This window comes from Silicimonas lutimaris (assembly GCF_047314965.1).
GTDB lineage: Bacteria > Pseudomonadota > Alphaproteobacteria > Rhodobacterales > Rhodobacteraceae > JAVJUV01.
Map to the genome: position 1 here is coordinate 268,715 of NZ_JBLBVK010000055.1, position 16,852 is coordinate 285,566.

18 protein-coding genes are annotated in these 16,852 nt (G+C 63.2%); 3 read left to right on the forward strand and 15 right to left on the reverse strand.

Annotated features, from left to right (window positions below; all coding sequences use genetic code 11):
• Positions 1-9 precede the first annotated feature (9 nt).
• From ACKLNI_RS17265 to ACKLNI_RS17295, 7 genes are all read right to left on the reverse strand, one after another.
• Complete coding sequence (locus ACKLNI_RS17265; protein ID WP_413720332.1) at positions 10-927, reverse strand: TAXI family TRAP transporter solute-binding subunit; 918 nt, start codon at positions 925-927, stop codon at positions 10-12.
• Positions 928-1,640: 713 nt separating this feature from the next.
• A complete protein-coding gene (locus tag ACKLNI_RS17270; protein WP_413720333.1) occupies positions 1,641-2,264 on the reverse strand; it encodes a DedA family protein in 624 nt (207 codons plus the stop codon).
• A gap of 55 nt (positions 2,265-2,319) precedes the next feature.
• Positions 2,320-2,778, reverse strand: a complete 459-nt coding sequence (nusB, locus tag ACKLNI_RS17275) for a transcription antitermination factor NusB (RefSeq protein ID WP_413720334.1) — start codon at positions 2,776-2,778, stop codon at positions 2,320-2,322.
• On the reverse strand, positions 2,775-3,317 hold the full coding sequence (locus ACKLNI_RS17280; protein WP_413720335.1) for a 6,7-dimethyl-8-ribityllumazine synthase: 543 nt from the start codon (positions 3,315-3,317) through the stop codon (positions 2,775-2,777). The genes nusB and ACKLNI_RS17280 overlap by 4 nt, the downstream gene beginning before the upstream one ends.
• Positions 3,317-4,441: a 3,4-dihydroxy-2-butanone-4-phosphate synthase gene (gene ribB / locus ACKLNI_RS17285; protein WP_413720336.1), complete on the reverse strand. Its 1,125-nt coding sequence runs from the start codon at positions 4,439-4,441 to the stop codon at positions 3,317-3,319. Before ribB ends, ACKLNI_RS17280 begins: the two co-directional genes overlap by 1 nt.
• Before the next feature lie 119 nt (positions 4,442-4,560).
• On the reverse strand, positions 4,561-5,109 hold the full coding sequence (locus tag ACKLNI_RS17290) for a hypothetical protein (protein ID WP_413720337.1): 549 nt from the start codon (positions 5,107-5,109) through the stop codon (positions 4,561-4,563).
• On the reverse strand, positions 5,106-5,702 hold the full coding sequence (locus ACKLNI_RS17295; RefSeq protein WP_413720338.1) for a riboflavin synthase: 597 nt from the start codon (positions 5,700-5,702) through the stop codon (positions 5,106-5,108). The genes ACKLNI_RS17290 and ACKLNI_RS17295 overlap by 4 nt, the downstream gene beginning before the upstream one ends.
• A gap of 101 nt (positions 5,703-5,803) precedes the next feature.
• Here ACKLNI_RS17295 and ACKLNI_RS17300 point away from each other — a divergent pair, with 101 nt between their 5' ends.
• The 3 genes from ACKLNI_RS17300 to ACKLNI_RS17310 all read left to right on the forward strand — a co-directional run bounded on the left by ACKLNI_RS17300 (position 5,804) and on the right by ACKLNI_RS17310 (position 10,323).
• Positions 5,804-7,105, forward strand: a complete 1,302-nt coding sequence (locus ACKLNI_RS17300) for a capsule polysaccharide biogenesis protein (protein WP_413720339.1) — start codon at positions 5,804-5,806, stop codon at positions 7,103-7,105.
• 93 nt (positions 7,106-7,198) lie between these two features.
• Entirely contained in the window at positions 7,199-8,329 is a 1,131-nt protein-coding gene (locus tag ACKLNI_RS17305) for a polysaccharide biosynthesis/export family protein (RefSeq protein WP_413720340.1), read from the forward strand.
• Complete coding sequence (locus tag ACKLNI_RS17310) at positions 8,326-10,323, forward strand: capsule polysaccharide biogenesis protein (RefSeq protein WP_413720341.1); 1,998 nt, start codon at positions 8,326-8,328, stop codon at positions 10,321-10,323. The genes ACKLNI_RS17305 and ACKLNI_RS17310 overlap by 4 nt, the downstream gene beginning before the upstream one ends.
• A 28-nt stretch (positions 10,324-10,351) precedes the next feature.
• On the opposite strand, the gene ribD is transcribed toward ACKLNI_RS17310, so the two are convergent.
• From ribD to rpoD, 8 genes are all read right to left on the reverse strand, one after another.
• Positions 10,352-11,461 carry a bifunctional diaminohydroxyphosphoribosylaminopyrimidine deaminase/5-amino-6-(5-phosphoribosylamino)uracil reductase RibD gene (ribD, locus tag ACKLNI_RS17315; RefSeq protein WP_413720342.1) on the reverse strand — a complete coding sequence of 370 codons (1,110 nt, stop codon included), beginning with the start codon at positions 11,459-11,461 and terminating at the stop codon, positions 10,352-10,354.
• Positions 11,458-11,922 carry a transcriptional regulator NrdR gene (nrdR, locus tag ACKLNI_RS17320; RefSeq protein ID WP_413720343.1) on the reverse strand — a complete coding sequence of 155 codons (465 nt, stop codon included), beginning with the start codon at positions 11,920-11,922 and terminating at the stop codon, positions 11,458-11,460. The genes ribD and nrdR overlap by 4 nt, the downstream gene beginning before the upstream one ends.
• 150 nt (positions 11,923-12,072) lie before the next feature.
• Complete coding sequence (locus ACKLNI_RS17325; RefSeq protein ID WP_413720344.1) at positions 12,073-12,480, reverse strand: secondary thiamine-phosphate synthase enzyme YjbQ; 408 nt, start codon at positions 12,478-12,480, stop codon at positions 12,073-12,075.
• Positions 12,481-12,484: 4 nt separating this feature from the next.
• Positions 12,485-12,859: a hypothetical protein gene (locus ACKLNI_RS17330; protein WP_413720345.1), complete on the reverse strand. Its 375-nt coding sequence runs from the start codon at positions 12,857-12,859 to the stop codon at positions 12,485-12,487.
• Positions 12,860-12,904: 45 nt separating this feature from the next.
• Positions 12,905-13,453, reverse strand: coding sequence for a dihydrofolate reductase family protein (locus tag ACKLNI_RS17335; protein ID WP_413720346.1), 549 nt, complete (start codon positions 13,451-13,453; stop codon positions 12,905-12,907).
• A gap of 112 nt (positions 13,454-13,565) precedes the next feature.
• Positions 13,566-14,408 (reverse strand): SDR family NAD(P)-dependent oxidoreductase, encoded by an 843-nt coding sequence (locus tag ACKLNI_RS17340; protein WP_413720347.1) that lies wholly within the window; start codon positions 14,406-14,408, stop codon positions 13,566-13,568.
• A 64-nt stretch (positions 14,409-14,472) separates the two neighbouring features.
• Entirely contained in the window at positions 14,473-14,736 is a 264-nt protein-coding gene (locus tag ACKLNI_RS17345; protein WP_413720348.1) for an HlyU family transcriptional regulator, read from the reverse strand.
• A 127-nt stretch (positions 14,737-14,863) separates the two neighbouring features.
• Positions 14,864-16,852 carry an RNA polymerase sigma factor RpoD gene (rpoD, locus tag ACKLNI_RS17350; protein ID WP_413720349.1) on the reverse strand — a complete coding sequence of 663 codons (1,989 nt, stop codon included), beginning with the start codon at positions 16,850-16,852 and terminating at the stop codon, positions 14,864-14,866.

Below are 16,852 nucleotides of genomic sequence, written 5' to 3' on the forward strand. Positions count from 1 at the left end.
GGCAACCGGTCAGTCCCCGAAGTAGCGTGCCGCACCTTCGTGCAGTGGGACGGAGAGGGTCTTCGATGCCTCTGGATCGATCTGCTTGGCGTTGGCATTCTCGGCCTTGAACTCGTCAAGGTTATCGAAAATCGCTCGAACAACCGCCTCGATCGTGTCGGGGTCGGCGCTTGCAGGCGCAATCAGCATGTTGTTCACGCCAATCACCGTGCCGGCTTCCGCAGTGCCGTAGACCTCAGCCGGGATCGTCACAGCGCTATAGGCCGAGTTCTTCTCAAGAGCCTCTTCCATTTTGCCTTCGCTGAAACCGATATACTTCAGCTTTGCACCAGCGGCGGCCTGCATAACCGCGCCGGCCGGATAGCCGGACAACGCCAGCGCCGCGTCAATATTGCCATCGGTCAACTGGCTGAAGCCATCCGCGTAGCTGAGGAAACTGGGCGTAATGTCATCGGTCGTCATACCGTGCAGCGGCAAAAGGAAATCAAGGAAACCCAGCGTTCCTCCGCCCGCCGGCCCGACGGCGACGCGCTTGCCTTTGAGATCCTCGAACGTCTCGATGTCGGAGCCTTCCAGAGTGATCATGTGCAGCACCGACGGGTGCAGAGCGGCGACTGCCTTGATGTCCAGCGCACCTTCGCTGTAGGGGCCTTTGCCAGCGACGGCCAGTCTGGCGAGGTTGTTGTTTGTAATCGCAAGCTCGACTTCGCCCGATGCGATGAGCCGCGGGTTCTGAACCGATCCTGCCGTCACAACCGGCACCATCGAAATGTCGCCTTCTGCGTATTTGTTGACGAGGTTCGAAATGCTCTGCCCGATCGGATAGAAGGCGCCACCGAGGGTTGCAGTTCCGATCCGCAATTCCTCGGCCATCGCCGCTCCCGCTCCGAAAGCCGCTATTGCGGCCGCACAAATGATCTGCTTCATGGCTTCCTCCCTGTCGCGATATGCCGTTCGTTGTGTGCTTACTGGACAAGGTTAAATCGATTTTTAACTATGGATCTAGAAAAATCGACAAACATCGGAAATCTGCGCAAAAATCTCAAAATTTCAAACTGCCGGAAATCCCTTTCCAGCGCAGTCAACTCTCCTTTTTGGTGCGCATGGTATTGCATAAACAACCTTACGTTGCGTAAGCTTTTCGAGTGAGTGTTGGGTATCTCCCGTTTCACGCGCCCCGGCGGGATCGATGCAAAATCCTCTTCCAAACGCCGGGGCGTGCTTTATGGCGAAATCGCCTCATCAAATTGCCCTGAAGACTGTCGGAAGACGCCTCAAAAGTGCCACCGTGCCAGGTGACACTTCAGAGGTTGTTAACGAGTAATTTTGTAAGCATCTTGGGGTCGCCTCGTTTGGGCGGCCCCTTTTTTTGTCTGACCCAACGTAGATTTCCGGATTGCGGCACGAACTTGACCATTACGGGGAATTGTTGGCGCAGTCGAAGCTATCGGCTGGAGTCCGCTCAAGGCCCTTTTCGACAATATGCCGGCCTGACGCACGCGCCGGGAAAAGCCAAATTCCGGGGACAAGCAGGGATACGACGGCGCGCGGTATCAGTTTCGCACGGTGAATCACCGCCTTTACCGTCTATGCTGCCTGAACGGACGCCGACTAACGCGGAGCGGAAACCCCGGCAGCCGTCAGACCTCGCGGGTGGCGCGTCGGTGCCGCCGCCAGAGGTAGACCGCCCCGCCGAGTACCACGGCCACGATTGCCGGGGCGATCAGCGCGTGCTCGATTCGATGCAGTTCGCCGAAGAGCGCTTCGACCGAGTGACCAAGGAAGTAGCCAAGCATAACGCCGGTCACGCCCCACACGAACGCGGCGAGACCGGTGTAGAACCCATATTGCAGCGGAGGCATACCGAGAGTGGCCAAAGCGACAGGCCCCGCCGTCCGCATTCCGGGAATGAACCGGAAAATCAGCGCGAAGAGGACGATGTTCAGCGAGAGCTTCGCCACGACACGGGCCACCTTGGGATTTTCGAGGGCGCCACGCAGCCGGGGAGAATCCTTGTATTTCCGTCCGAGGCTGTAGATCACCACGTCAGAGAGGTATCCGCCTGTCGCCGCCGCCAGCGCGACGGGCCAGAACGAGAGATGCTCGCGGTGCGCCATGACGCCCCCCGCGATGGCGACAGCCTCCCCTTCGAGGGTGGTTCCAACGAAGACGGCCAAGGTACCATAGGTCTCGACCAAGCTCTCAAGCCAACCGGACAGGGTGATGCTCCTCCAGAAATCACTGCGATATTCGGGTGAGTTCATGGTAGCGTCAATCGCTTGTTGTCAGAGGTATTCCTATGGGCAGCAGAGCGCCTATTCAGAACGACTGCGGCCTGGCCTCGCGCGCCATGTGGTCCAGCACGGCATTGACGAATTTCGGCTCGCGGCCTTCGGGGAAGAAGGCCTTGGCGACGTCGACATATTCGCTGATCACCACCTTCGGAGGCGCCTCACCCTGGGTCAGTTCGGCGCCCGCGGCGCGGAAGAGCGCGCGCAGCGTCGGATCGATGCGGTCGATGGGCCATTTGGCGACAAGCGCGCGGTCGGTCATCTTGTCTATCTTCGCCTGCCAGTTGACCGCGTCGTCGGTGATCTGGCGGAAGAGGTCGATATCGCCCTCGGCCATCTGCTCGCCGTCGTATTCGGCACCGAAGCGGAAATCCTCGAACTCGCGGCGGACGGAATCGACGGTCTGGCCGGCGGCCTCCATCTGGAAGAGCGCCTGCACGGCGTAAAGGCGCGCGGCGGATTTCATCTGGCGTTTGGAGGTGGTCATGCGTTGGCGGGTCCGTCGTTGTCGCCCGCGATCCGGTATTCGCCGGGCGTGAAGCCTGCCTTGCGCCGCTGACCGCCGAAGCGGCGCGCAAGCGCGATCAGGTGGAGCGTCGCGGAGGCGGCGGCACCTGCCGTATCGAGGCGCTTGGCGTCGGCGCGTTCCTCGGCCTGCTCCATGTTCTCGACCGTGATGATGCCGTTGCCGATGCAGAGGCCCTGAAGTCCGAGAAGCATGATGCCGTGCGACGATTGCTCGACCACAACGTCGTAATGCGAGGTGCGGCCGCGGATCACGCAGCCCAGCGCCACGAAGCCATCGAAGTTGGACAGCCGGTTGGCGATGCCGATGGCAGTCGGGATTTCAAGCGAGCCCGTGACCTCGATCGTCTCGTGCGCGGCACCGGCAGCGTCGAGGATCGAGCGGGCGGATGCCAGCTGGGCCTCGGAAATGGCCTTGTAGTAGGGCGCGATGACGATGGCGACTTTCACCGGGTCGGCGAATTCGGGAAGACCGAGATCGTTGTCGGAATGTCCTGCCATCAGCCCAGCTCCGATACCTTGCGGGTGCCCACGATTTCGAGACCGTAGGCATCAAGGCCGACGACCTTCGGTTTCGGCGAATTGGTCAGGAGGATCATCTTCCCCACCCCCAGAGACGACAGGATTTGAGCGCCAAGCCCGTACTGGCGGAGCGTCTGGGGCGAGGCGGAATCGGCCGGAGCCAGCTTCATGGTGGTGTCGCGCAGAAGGACGAGGACGCCCCTGCCCTCAGCTGCGATAAGGTTCATCGCGTCACCGAATTCGTTCCGGCGGCCTTTTGGCCCCAGCCCCACGACATCCATCATCGGGTCGAGCGCGTGCATGCGGACGAGGACAGGCTCATCGCCCGAGATATCGCCCTTGATCAGCGCGATATGCTCATCGCCGTGCGCGGTGTCTCGGAAAACGCGCATCTGCCATTCACCGCCGAATTCCGACGTCACGGTGTCTTCGCGCGTCACCGCCACGAGATTGTCGTGACGGCGGCGATAAGCGATCAGATCGCTTATGGTGCCGATTTTGAGGTTATGACGCTGAGCGAAGGCGACGAGTTCGGGAAGGCGGCTCATGGTGCCGTCGTCGTTCATGATCTCGCAGATCACGCCCGAGGGGTTCAGGCCAGCAAGGCGCGCCACGTCGACGGCCGCTTCGGTATGGCCCGCGCGGACCAGAACGCCGCCATCGCGCGCGCGCAGCGGGAAGATGTGGCCAGGGGTCGCGATGTCCGAAGCTGTCTTGCCAGCATCGATCGCAACAGCGACGGTGCGCGCCCGGTCGTGGGCCGAGATACCGGTGGAGACGCCCTCGCGCGCTTCGATCGAGACGGTGAAGGCGGTCTCGTGACGCGACGAGTTGTGAGACGCCATGAGAGGCAGGCCCAGTGCGTCGATCCTTTCGCCCGTCAGCGTCAGGCAGATCAGCCCGCGGCCATGGGTAGCCATGAAGTTGATCGCTTCGGGGGTCGCCATCTGTGCCGGGATGACGAGGTCGCCTTCGTTCTCGCGATCCTCGTGGTCGACAAGGATGAACATCCTGCCGTTCCTGGCATCTTCGATGATCTCATCGACCGGCGAGATGGCTTCGCGCCAGTTCTCTTCGACGGGTCCTGGTTTCTCGTAACTCATGGTGCGTTCCGGGGCAGCTTTCAGGGTGTGCACTTAGCCCATGGTGTGCAGGATGACCAGAGGTAGGGGTCGGCTTGGACGTGACGTTTGCGCACGCCCACCCTGCACCGGTGCGGAGGTCAGAGAAAGTAGCGGTCGGCGGCGATATAGCCCGCAAGCCGGGCCGTTTCGGACCAGCCGCGTTCGAGATGGGTCTCGCCGATCACGACGATGCCATCCGCGGGAATGCCTCCCTTCAGGGCATGAATGCGCCTGCGGGTCTCGGACCATGTCTCGATCAGGCCGGGGGCCCTGTCCGCAGCCAGCAGGATCGGGTTGGCGGAGGCAGTGCGCGCCGGATCGTGAGGGGGATGAACGAGGGCCAGGAAATCGACCTGGCGAAGGGACGCCAGCCGATCCGAACGGGCGGCATCGATCCGGCTGTCCCGCAAAAGTCTGAGGGCGTTCGAAGAGAACAGGAGCGCCACGATATCGCGGCCCGTAGCGGCGCGGATGCCCGCATAGGATTTGTAATCTATGCCCAGTTCCTGCGCGCGCCTGACGCGACGGCGCGCAACCTCGATCGGGAGGGTCGGCAGAAGCTCGGCCCGCGCCCGTGTCCAGGTGTAGCGGCGCCATGAACCGCCTCGCTCCATCGTGGGGCCGTTGTTATGGCCGAGACCGCTCATCCGGCCTCGGCCAGACGGGCGACGTAGCGCGCCAGAGTGTCGATCTCGAGGTTCACCCGATCGCCCACCCGTGAAGCCCCCCAAGTGGTGACGGCCTTGGTGTGGGGGATGATGTTGACGCCGAAATCCGTACCCGAGACCTCGTTGACGGTCAGGGACGTGCCATTCAGGGCCACGGAGCCCTTGGGCGCGATGAAACGCGCGAGGTCCTTTGGCGCGCGGAACGTGAAGCGGGTACTGTCGCCCTCGGCGCGCATGGCCACGATCTCGGCGACGCCGTCGACATGCCCCGAGACGATGTGACCGCCGAGTTCGTCGCCGACCCGCAGTGCGCGTTCGAGATTGATGCGCCGACCGGTGGCCCAGGTATCGAGATTGGTTTTCGACACGCTTTCCGCCGAGACCTGCACCTCGAACCATGGTTTCGGGTCAACGCCAAGCGCGACGACCGTCAGGCAGACGCCGTCGCAGGCGATCGACGCGCCGATGTCGATCGTGTCGATGTCGTAGGATGTCGCGATCCTGACGGTCAGGTCGCCTGCCTGTTCGAGGCTCAGAACCTCGCCCATGTCGGTAACGATTCCGGTGAACATGGCCGCTCTCCTTCTCTTGTCTCCGGGGTAATGCGCTTCCCGGGGCGGCGCAAGCCGCGCGCACAGGTGACAGAACGCGCGCTGTTGCCTATGACAGCGGCATGACCATGCAAACACGCCACCCCACCCGGCGCTTTCTTTTCCTTCAGGGACCGCACGGACCCTTCTTCGCGGGGCTGGCCGCAAGGCTGCGCGGCGCCGGCGCAGAGGTCTGGCGGGTTGGTTTCAACGCGGGAGATCAGCGGCTTTGGCGGGGTCCCGGGTATGTTCCTTATCAAGGTTCGCCCGAGGACTGGCCTGGCTGGCTGGGCTTGTTTCTGGACACGCATGGCATCACCGACATCGTATGTTACGGCGCGACGAGGCCCGTGCATCGGGCGGCGCTGGAATTGGCGAAAGCACGGGAACTCACGCCGCATGTTCTGGAAGAGGGGTACCTGCGCCCCTACTGGGTGACCTATGAGCGCGGCGGCGCGAATGCGGCGTCCCCGACGGCCAGGTTGAGCCTTGACGAGATGGATCGCGCGCTTCGCTCCGGAGGGCAGATCCTGACCGAGGCCCCGGACCGCTGGGGCGACATGCAGGCGCATATTTTCTGGGGAGCGGTCTATCACGGGCTGCTGATGAGCGGTGCCCGGCACTATCCCAACTTCCGGCCGCATCGCGCGCCCGGTGTCGGGCGCGAATTCAGGCTTCACATGATCCGGCTTCTCGAGATGCCATACCGGGGCCTGGGGCGCTGGCTGGCGACCCAGCGCATCCGGCTGGGCGGGTTTCCCTATCACGTGGTACTGCTGCAGTTGGCCCATGATGCGAATTTCCGTGACAACGGGCCATTCGACAGCCAGGCCGCGTTCCTGGACGCGGTCTTCCGGGGGTTCGCGGCCGGCGCGCCCGGACATCACCACCTGGTCCTGAAGGCGCATCCGCTGGAAGACGGGCGCGAGCCGCTTCGTCCGCTCATCCGGCGCCTCGCCCGCGATCACGGGCTGCAGGGCCGGGTGCATTTCGTCTCGGGCGGCAAGCTGGCGCGGCTTCTTGATGCGGCGCGGAGCGCTGTCACCGTGAACTCCACCGCCGCCGAACAGGCCTTGTGGCGCGGACTGCCGCTGAAGGCCTTCGGCGAGGCAGTCTATCGGCGGGAAGACTTCGTGTCGGAACAGTCCGCAGAGGCTTTTTTTCGGGCACCGAAAACACCCGACCGTAACGCCTACCTGACCTATCGCGCCTTCCTGCTGGCGACCTCGCAGGTGCCCGGTGGGTTCTATGCCTTCCGAAGCCGGAGAAAGCTGCTTCGCCAGTTGCCGGACCTCATGCTTGACGCCGAAAGCCCGACCGAACGGCTGCTTGGGGCGGACAGGGCAGATGCGGCGGCACCGCAACACCTTCGCATCGTCTTGTAGAAGACTGTCGTAAAACTGGAAAATCGCGAAACGCGGATCTAGGCTTCCTGCAAAATAGCCGAGGCAGGCAAAAAAGGTCGAGGAGACCGAGCAGTGACAGTTACAAAAAACACCCGTTCGCGGTGGGTCGCCATTTGCGTCGCCGCGAGCATCCTTTCCGGTTGCGGCCTTCCCCGCTCCGGTCCAACGAAGAACGAAATCTTCTCGGGATCGTTCGAGCGCAACGGCAACGCGTTCGTCGTAACAGCGGACGATCACGTCACGCGGGCCACGGCCTATGATCCGGCGCTTGGTTTTTCGCAGGGCTTCCTGAACGCCGGCGCGCTGGGATCGGATACGGTGCGCCCCGGTGACACACTTGGCATGATGATCTGGGAGAACGTCGATGACGGGCTTCTGGCGGTCGATGGCGCGAATGCCTCGGCGCTGGAAGAGATCCAGGTCGATGGCGACGGCTTCATCTTCGTGCCTTATGCCGGACGCATCCGCGCGGCGGGCAACACCCCGGAAGCGATCCGCCGCATCATTACCGAGAAACTGGAAGCACAGACCCCCGACCCTCAGGTCATCGTGAAGCGCCTGGCCGGCGATGGCGCGACTGTTTCGCTGATTGGCGGCGTCGGTGCACAGGGCGTTTACCCGATCGAGCGTCCGACGCGTACCCTGACGGCGATGCTGGCGAAAGCGGGCGGCATCACGCTGCCGCCTGAGATCACGCAGATCACGCTGATCCGCGGAGGCCACAAGGGCACGATCTGGCTGCAGGATCTCTACGAGGATCCGCGTCTGGATATCGCATTGCGTGCGGGCGACCGGATCCTGGTCGAAGAAGACGAGCGCTTCTATACCGCGCTTGGCGCGACCGGCGCTCAGGCAAAAGTCCCTTTCGAGACGCAGACGGTTTCCGCCATCGAGGCGCTGGCGACCATCGGCGGCATCAATACCAATCTGGCTGACCCGACCGGCATCTTCGTCTTCCGGGACGAACCGGCCGAAATCGCCAACCGGGTTCTGAACCGCTTCGACCTGATGGGAACGCAGCGCATGGTCTATGTCCTGGACCTGACGACGCCGAACGGCGTGTTCGTGGCGCGCGATTTCGAAATCCGCGACCAGGACACGGTCTATGTCACCGAAGCTCCGTACACCCAGTTCAACAAGGTGCTGCAGGCTATTGTCGCGCCGGTCGGAACCGCCGCTTCGGTACAGAACCTCAGCAATTGACGGAAGACATCGCGTCATCGCCGCCGCCTGACAACAGGCGGCGGCTTTGTGTCTACTCGGGCGGCTTCCTGACAGAAGGCCGGCTGAAGCGCATCCTGGACCTTGCCGGCTGGGACGTCTCGGTGGGCCTGCCGGGGGAAGAGGACTTCGTCGGTGTCTGGGGCCGCACGCCGACCGCGTGGCGCGGCGAGGCCGTGGCCGAATGGCGAGATGCGCCTGTTCTGACGGTCGAGGACGCCTTCCTGCGATCTGTCCATCCCGGACGTGTCCGGGGCGAAGCGCCGATGGGGCTGTGCCTTGACCGGATCGGGGTTCATTTCGACGGCTCACAGCCTTCGGATCTGGAGAAACTGCTCGCAACGCATTCACTGGACGACAGTGCGCTTCTTGGCCGGGCGCGCGCGGCCATCGATACCATAAGGTACTGGCATCTTGGGAAGTACTCGGCCACCGACCCGGAACTGGACGTTCCCGAGCCCGGCTATGTCGTCGTTCTGGACCAGACCGAAGGCGACGCGGCGCTGATGGGCGCGGGGACGGCCGAGTTCAACGAAATGCTGGCTTTCGCAGCCGAGGAACATCCGGGCCTGCCGATCCTGATCAAGACCCATCCCGAAACCGTGGCCGGTGCGCGGCGCGGACATTTCGACGACGCCCAATTGCCCGAGCGTGTGCGTTTCGTGACGGAACCCGTCAGCCCTTGGCGCCTCTTCGAGGGCGCCGTGGCGGTCTATACGCATTCCTCGACACTGGGCTTCGAGGCGATCTTCGCCGGTCTGAAACCCCGTGTTTTCGGACAGCCCTTCTACGCGGGCTGGGGCCTCACGCAGGACCAGAATGCCCCGCCCCGCCGTGAGCGCATACTGACACGGGCACAGCTTTTCGCGGCGGCCATGATCCTTTACCCGGTGTGGTACGATCCGGTGCGCGATCGCCTATGCGAGCTGGAGGACGTGATCTACCAGCTTGCGGCGGAGGCACGCGCCTGGCGCGAAGACAGGCAGGGCTATGTCGCCATTGGCATGAAGGCGTGGAAACGGCCGCATCTGCGGCGGAGTTTCGGGCGAGAGATTCCGCTGAAATTCGCCGGCCGCGCGCCCTCGGGCGGCGACCGGCAACCGGTTGTCTGGGGGATGGCAGAGGCCCCTGGAGGCGCGCTGAGGATGGAGGACGGGTTCCTGCGGTCGCGCGGACTCGGCGCTGCGCTTGTCCCGCCCCTGTCGCTGGTGCTGGACGGCCCGTCGCTTTACTTCGATGCCTCAACTGAGAGCCGTCTGGACCGTCTGATCGGCGAATCCGGCAAATTGCCTGATGGAGAAATCCGACGTGCCGAGAGCCTAATGCACAGGATTCGCACGGGAAACTTGACGAAATACAACATTTCGGCCCCGGCACCCGATCTTCCCTCCGATGGCCGGACACTTCTTGTCGTCGGGCAGGTCGAGGACGATGCCTCGGTGGCTTTCGGCACCTCGGAGGTGCGAACGAACCTCGATCTTCTGCGGCGTGCCCGGTCGGAGAACCCGGAGGCACGCATCCTGTGGAAACCACATCCTGACGTGGAGGCGGGTTTGCGCAAAGGCGCGGTATCCGAGGTCGACCTCGAGGGTCTGGCGGATATTGCACTTCTGAACATCGGCGCGGCGGAGGCGATCGGGCTGGCAGACGAGATCTGGACGATCACTTCGACGATGGGGTTCGAGGCGCTGATCCGGGGAAAACCGGTGACGTGCCTTGGCATGCCGTTCTATGCCGGGCGGGGACTGACCCGCGACCTTGTCACGCGCCCCGCGCACAGGGCGCGCCACGAAGTGACGCTGGCCCAGTTGGCGCATGCCTGCCTGATCGGGTATCCGCGGTACTTCGACCCGAGAAATGGGGCACCGCTTTCGCCGGAGAACGCCGTGGCGCTCCTGGTCGATGGAATCGAGGTGCCGCCGGTCAACCGGTGGATGGCGTCATTGCAGCGCTTTCTTCCGTTCCGGCGCCGATAGCAGTGCGTTAGATCCGGCCGGAGTGCTCTCAGAAAGAAGACGACCGGGACAGCCAGCGTGTCATCACGTCGGGGCCGATGCAGCGGGTCTCGGTCAGTTGGAAGCGCTCGGCATCCGCCAGCGCCGAGAGGCCCATCACTCCAACTCCGGGCTGGCCCTCGGCCCCGATGGCAAGGCCGGCGGTGAAGACCACAAGTTCGTCCACGCATCCCGCTGACAGGAGCGACGCGGCAAATGTGCCGCCGCCTTCGCAGAACACGCGGGTGAGACCCTGATCGGCCAGCGTTTTTAAAAGGTTAACAGGATCGAGATGACCGCCTTTGACCTTGGCGGGCAGGAGGCGTGCCCCTGCCTCAGCCCAGCGCGTGACCTCTTCGCTGCTGGTCGCCGTGTCGCCATGGACAAGCCAGACGGGCGCGTGACCGATGGTGCTGGCGAGACGGCTCGGCCAGGGCAGGTTGAGATTGCGCGAGGCAACGATGCGGACCGGCTGCAAATCGGCTCCCATGTCGCGGACGGTGAGTTCCGGGTCGTCCGCGCGGGCCGTTCCGCCGCCGACCATAACGGCGTCATGACTGGCGCGCAGCGCGTGCACCATCCGCCGTGCCTCGGGGCCGGTGATCCAGCGGCTTTCGCCGGAGGCCGTGGCGATCCGTCCATCAAGACTGAAGGCGAGTTTCAGTGTCAGATGCGGGCGGCCACGGGTGACACGGGAGAGAAACCCCGAGTTCACCCGGCAGGCCTCCGCTTCCAGAACGCCCGTCGTGACGTCGATCCCCGCGTCGCGCAGCATGGCGATGCCCCGGCCGTTAACCTTGGGATCGGGATCCCCTGCCCCGACGACGACGCGCGACACTCCCGCGGCAATCAGGGCCTCGGCGCAGGGTGGGGTCTGGCCGTAATGGGAACAGGGTTCCAGCGTGACATAGGCGGTCGCGCCTCGGGCCGCGTCTCCGGCCATCGAAAGCGCCTGGGTCTCGGCGTGCGGCCTGCCGCCATCAGAGGTTCGGCCGCGCCCGATGACACGGCCTTCGCTGACGATCACGCAACCAACGGCGGGGTTCGGCCAGACGCGCCCAAGCCCGCGCCGGCCTAGCGCCAGCGCATGAGCCATGTGGCGGCGGTCGTCTGCCGTCACTCGTCCTTCTGCGGTGGGCGCAGCTCGCTCACGAATTTGTCGAAATCGTCGGCGGCCTGGAAATTCTTGTAAACGCTGGCGAAACGGACGTAGGCGACGGTGTCGATACGCGCCAGTGTTTCCATCACGATCTCACCGATCGTGGTCGAGGGGATGTCGGTTTCCCCAAGAGATTCCAGCCGGCGCACGATACCCGAGATCATCTGGTCCATGCGCTCGTGTTCGACGGGGCGCTTCTGCAGGGCGATGCGGATCGAGCGTTCCAGTTTGTCGCGGTCGAAATCCTCGCGCCGTCCGTTGGACTTGATGACGACGAGGTCGCGCAACTGAACGCGTTCGTATGTGGTGAAGCGTCCTCCGCATGCCGGGCAGAAACGACGGCGCCGGATGGCGACGTGATCCTCGGCCGGCCGCGAGTCTTTCACCTGAGTGTCGATATTTCCGCAAAACGGGCAGCGCATCTGCCACTTCTCCCTGCCTTCTTGGGCCAGGATTGGCCCGCCCCACACATCTTATAGGGGAGAGCCTGCATTTTGGGTAGGGGCGAATTGGGCACACCAGATGCGGGAAGTAAAATGCGTTGCCTCATTGCACCGGGTCGGGCTGCTGGCTTATCCGCTCTGGGTAACCACGACCTCGCGGCGGTGGGGACGGGCGCGATGTTCGAAAAGGTAAATTCCCTGCCAGGTTCCAAGCGCAAGACGGCCCGAAATGACGGGAATGGACAAGCTGACAGGCAGAAGCGCGGCCTTGATGTGGGCCGGCATGTCGTCGGGGCCCTCGTAGGTATGGGTCAGATAGGACATCGAGGGATCGTCGGAGGGCGGGACAAGACGTCGGAAGAACTCATTGAGATCGCTGCGAACTTCGGGGTCGGCGTTTTCCTGGATGAAAAGCGAGCAGGAGGTATGCCGGACGAAGAGCGTCATGACACCATCGCCCTTTGCGAGCGCAGCGGCCCTGTCGGTAAACTCGTATAGTCCCGGCCCCGAAGTGCCGATCTGCAAGATCTCGGCCACTCGATCAGTCCGCGATCAAGCGCGGAACCTCGCAGAGTTGCCGGGCATGCGAAGCAGTTACACTGCGGCGATCGCCGAAGGTCAGGAGACCGGTCTTTTTCGCTCCCTCGGAGGAGAGGCTGAAGGTGACGCCCTGCCCGGCCCGGCGCGGCGGGCTGGACAGTCGGAATATGCGCGTATCGGGCGACCGATGCAGAAGACGGATGACGTAATCCCCGGCGGCACACCAGAAATCGGACGCGCCGTTCAACCCGCGGTAAGGGACATGGAAACTGCCCTCTGCTGACGGCTCGACGATCAGCTCGTTCGTCGCAAGGAACGCGTGGGCCGGAAAAGCGAGGGCTGCGAGTACGCAGGCGGTTGCGAAAGTGCGGAGCATGTCTGCCTCCTTTCCCCTTATATGTGCCCCCAGCACGTCGGACGATCAAGGGGCGTCGGGGACGAGTTCAAGGTAGCGGGTCCCAATTCCGTTCAGCGTGTCTTCGGACAGGATGTGAAATCCGCGCCGCGTGAAGGTGGTGACGGGGTCTCGGTCCTGCTGGCCCGAGAAGATCGGGAGTCCCTCTCCGAATGCGACGGGCTCGATTGTCAGATGAACCTTGTGGATCGCGTCATGGGCAAGAAACCAGTCATGGACGCGCGTGCCGCCGAGGATCAGGCCATTCTCCAAGGCATGAACATCGCTGACGAGCGTCGGAAGTTCGGCGGGTGTGAGAGTTTCGGGATCGAGCCAAAGCTGCGTAGGCCGCTGCCAGCCCCCTGTTTTCGTGGAGAAAATTATTCTCCTTCGGTCGGGACGATCAGCGGCGAGATGAGTGTTGCGCCCCATTACGGCCCAGTCGGCGGCCTCGACGTCGCGAAAGAAGAGATCCTGCTCCTCGGGCGAAGCCCAGGCCTGTGGCGGCTCGTCGGTCGAGCGCGAGATGAACCCGTCGGCCGATGTGGCGACCGTCAGCGTGAAGCGGGTGGTCATGGCTGCGCGCGCCCGATGGGCACGGAAGGGGGCCAGCCCCCTCGCCTTGTTCCAAGGCTCACCCCCGGCCGTATTTCGACCAGGAAGAATTGACTTGGCGTTCACCGGAGCGTCAGCCCTTTTCGATGAACGCCTTGAAGGCGTCCCCGTATTCCGGATGCCAGCGCGACAAGGGCGGCCGGTTCTCGATGATATCGCCAATGGCCCAGGCCATGCGCTTTTCGTCCGTGGCGCGGTCGACGTCGTTGTCGGGACAGAGAATGTAGAAATCGCCCCTGTTCAGGCTGTCGATGAAGAAATCCGCCAGTTGGTCAGGGGTCCATGCGCCTGCGGGTTTCTCGGTGCGCTCGCCCTTGGTGAGGTCGGTGAAGACGAAGCCCGGAATCAGGAGATGAGCGTGGATCTTGCAGCCCTCGGTATTCCTGAGTTCGTGCTCCAGCGCCTCGGTGAAGGCCTTCACGCCGGCTTTCGAGACGTTGTAGGCGGGATCGCCGGGCGGTGTGGTAATACCCTGTTTCGAGCCGGTGTTGACGATGACGCCGGGGCGGCCGCGCGAGATCATGCGGGGCGCGAAGACGCGGGAACCGTTGATGATGCCCCAGAGATTCACGTCAAGGATGCGGTGCCAGGTGGCATCATCGCCGAACAGGGAACTGCCGGGCTGGATACCGGCGTTGTTCATCAGAATATCTGTGCCGCCGAAGCGATCGGCGATATCGGCTTCGAGCGCCTCGAGTTGGGCGCGGTCGGAGACGTCGGCATCGGAGGTCATCACGTTGGGCGCGCCCAGCGCCATCAGTTCGTCGGCGGCCTGCCCGAGAAGTTCGGAGCGCGTGTCGACTATGGCCAGACGCATACCCATGGCGGCGAAGCGGCGGGCGGACGCAAGGCCGATGCCGGCCGCGCCACCGGTGATGGTGGCGACGGAGTCGGATGTCAGGGCGGGATGGGTCATCGGCTTGTCCTCCTTCTGGCCTATGGCGCGAGGTTAGCCGGAGGCGGCGGCGGGGTGAAGGGCGTCAGCCGAAGAGACGCTCGCCCTGCTCGTCAATCATCTGCCTGGCCTTGTTGACCGAGGCTTCGTTGGCGGTGTTCAGGTCCTCGAGCACGTCGGCGCGGATCAGCGTGTGGGTTTTCCCGTCTTTCTCGATCAGGGCGGAGATTCGGAAGCGGGCCCCTTCGCGAATGGGCGTGGGGGTGATGGTGAAGCCGTTATGTGTTTCGGACTTGGGCTCGGGCGCGGAAGAACCGCCGCCGCCGAAGAGTTTCTTGAGAAGGGACATCGGTCTGGGCCTCCCGTGAAGAACGCATTGGGGGCAAATTAGCGTGCGATCTGTGCCGCGTGAAGTGCCGTGGGTGACACCGAAGCATTACGCGGGGTTCAGTATCGTTCTGAACCCCGCGTGGATGTTACTGGTCGAGGAACGATCTCAACTTCCGCGACCGGCTCGGATGCTTCAGCTTCCGAAGCGCCTTGGCCTCGATCTGCCGGATCCGTTCGCGGGTGACGCTGAACTGCTGGCCGACTTCCTCAAGCGTGTGGTCGGTGTTCATGCCGATGCCGAAGCGCATGCGGAGGACACGCTCTTCGCGCGGAGTCAGCGAGGCGAGCACGCGGGTGGTGGTTTCCTTCAGGTTCTCCTGAATGGCGCTGTCGAGCGGGAGGACGGCGTTCTTGTCCTCGATGAAATCGCCGAGTTGCGAGTCTTCCTCGTCGCCGATGGGCGTCTCGAGCGAGATCGGTTCCTTGGCGATCTTCATCACCTTACGGACCTTCTCGAGCGGCATCTGCAGCTTCTCGGCCAGCTCCTCGGGCGTCGGCTCGCGGCCGATCTCGTGAAGCATCTGGCGACCGGTACGCACCAGCTTGTTGATCGTCTCGATCATGTGGACCGGGATGCGGATCGTGCGGGCCTGGTCGGCGATCGAACGCGTGATCGCCTGGCGGATCCACCATGTGGCATAGGTCGAGAACTTATAGCCGCGGCGATACTCGAACTTGTCGACGGCCTTCATCAGGCCGATGTTGCCTTCCTGAATGAGATCAAGGAATTGCAGGCCGCGGTTCGTGTACTTTTTGGCGATCGAGATGACGAGACGCAGGTTCGCCTCGACCATTTCCTTCTTGGCCTGACGTGCTTCCTTTTCGCCCTTCTGGACCTGCTGGACGATGCGGCGGAATTCGGGGATGTCGACACCGACATATTGCCCCACCTGGGCCATCTCGGCGCGCAGTTCCTCGATCTTCTCGGTAGAGCGCTCCAGAAGCGTCGTCCAGCCGCGCCCGTCCTTCTCGCCCATACGCTCCAGCCAGGTCGGGTCCAACTCGTACCCGCGGTATTCCTCGATAAACTCGCGGCGATTGATGCGTGCCTGGTCGGCGAGTTTCACCATGTTCGAGTCGATCGACATAATCCGGCGGTTGATGCCGTAGAGCTGGTCGATCAGGGCCTCGATCCGGTTGTTGTGGAGATGCAGTTCGTTCACGAGTTCGACGATCTCGGAGCGCAGCTTCTGGTACTCGGTCTCGGCCTTGGCGCTGAACGAGCCGTCCTCGTTCAGGGTGGCGGACATGCGCAGATCCTGCATGTCGGAGAGCTTCGAGTAATCGTTTGCGATGCGTTCGAGGATTTCCAGCACGCGGGGTTTCAGCGCGCCTTCCATCGCGGCCAGCGACATGTTGGCCTGATCGTCATCGTCGTCGTCGTCGTCCTTCTGGATCGGGTTGCCGTCCGCGTCCAGTTCAGGTTCATCATCCCTTCTGGACTTGGTGGATTCGACATTCGCCGCATCGACGACCGACTCCACATCTTCGTCTTCGCCCATCGAACGGCCGAAGGTCGTTTCGAGGTCGATCACGTCGCGCAGCAGGATTTCTTCGTTCAGAAGTTCGTCGCGCCAGATGGTGATGGCCTGGAAAGTCAGAGGACTTTCGCAGAGGCCCGCGATCATCGTGTTGCGCCCCGCCTCGATCCGCTTGGCGATGGCAATTTCGCCCTCGCGGCTCAGAAGCTCCACCGATCCCATTTCGCGCAGGTACATGCGCACCGGATCGTCCGTGCGGTCCAGCTTCTCGGTTTCGCTCTGGGCAATTGCGACTTCACGCGAACTGGAGGTTTCGACCAGATCGGTCGCACCCTTGTTGTCGCCGTCGTCGTCCGCGTCTTCCTCGTCTTCGATGATGTTGATGCCCATCTCGGAGAGCATCGACATCACGTCCTCGATCTGTTCGGACGCCACCTGATCGGGCGGCAGGACGCGATTCAGCTGATCGTAGGTGATGTAGCCCTTCTCGCGGGCCTCCGCGATCATCTTCTTGACCGCGGCCTGACTCATGTCGAGAACGACTTCGCCTTCCTGATCGTCTGATTTCTGCTCGTCGTTATCCTTGGCAGCCAT

Bases quoted from the DNA above. Each gene is read 5' to 3' on its own strand.
- ACKLNI_RS17265 (WP_413720332.1), bottom strand. From the start codon at position 927: ATGAAGCAGATCATTTGTGCGGCCGCAATAGCGGCTTTCGGAGCGGGA.
- ACKLNI_RS17270 (WP_413720333.1), bottom strand. From the start codon at position 2,264: ATGAACTCACCCGAATATCGCAGTGATTTCTGGAGGAGCATCACCCTG.
- nusB (WP_413720334.1), bottom strand. From the start codon at position 2,778: ATGACCACCTCCAAACGCCAGATGAAATCCGCCGCGCGCCTTTACGCC.
- ACKLNI_RS17280 (WP_413720335.1), bottom strand. From the start codon at position 3,317: ATGGCAGGACATTCCGACAACGATCTCGGTCTTCCCGAATTCGCCGAC.
- ribB (WP_413720336.1), bottom strand. From the start codon at position 4,441: ATGAGTTACGAGAAACCAGGACCCGTCGAAGAGAACTGGCGCGAAGCC.
- ACKLNI_RS17290 (WP_413720337.1), bottom strand. From the start codon at position 5,109: ATGAGCGGTCTCGGCCATAACAACGGCCCCACGATGGAGCGAGGCGGT.
- ACKLNI_RS17295 (WP_413720338.1), bottom strand. From the start codon at position 5,702: ATGTTCACCGGAATCGTTACCGACATGGGCGAGGTTCTGAGCCTCGAA.
- ACKLNI_RS17300 (WP_413720339.1), top strand. From the start codon at position 5,804: ATGACCATGCAAACACGCCACCCCACCCGGCGCTTTCTTTTCCTTCAG.
- nrdR (WP_413720343.1), bottom strand. From the start codon at position 11,922: ATGCGCTGCCCGTTTTGCGGAAATATCGACACTCAGGTGAAAGACTCG.
- ACKLNI_RS17330 (WP_413720345.1), bottom strand. From the start codon at position 12,859: ATGCTCCGCACTTTCGCAACCGCCTGCGTACTCGCAGCCCTCGCTTTT.
- ACKLNI_RS17335 (WP_413720346.1), bottom strand. From the start codon at position 13,453: ATGACCACCCGCTTCACGCTGACGGTCGCCACATCGGCCGACGGGTTC.
- ACKLNI_RS17340 (WP_413720347.1), bottom strand. From the start codon at position 14,408: ATGACCCATCCCGCCCTGACATCCGACTCCGTCGCCACCATCACCGGT.
- ACKLNI_RS17345 (WP_413720348.1), bottom strand. From the start codon at position 14,736: ATGTCCCTTCTCAAGAAACTCTTCGGCGGCGGCGGTTCTTCCGCGCCC.
- rpoD (WP_413720349.1), bottom strand. From the start codon at position 16,852: ATGGCTGCCAAGGATAACGACGAGCAGAAATCAGACGATCAGGAAGGC.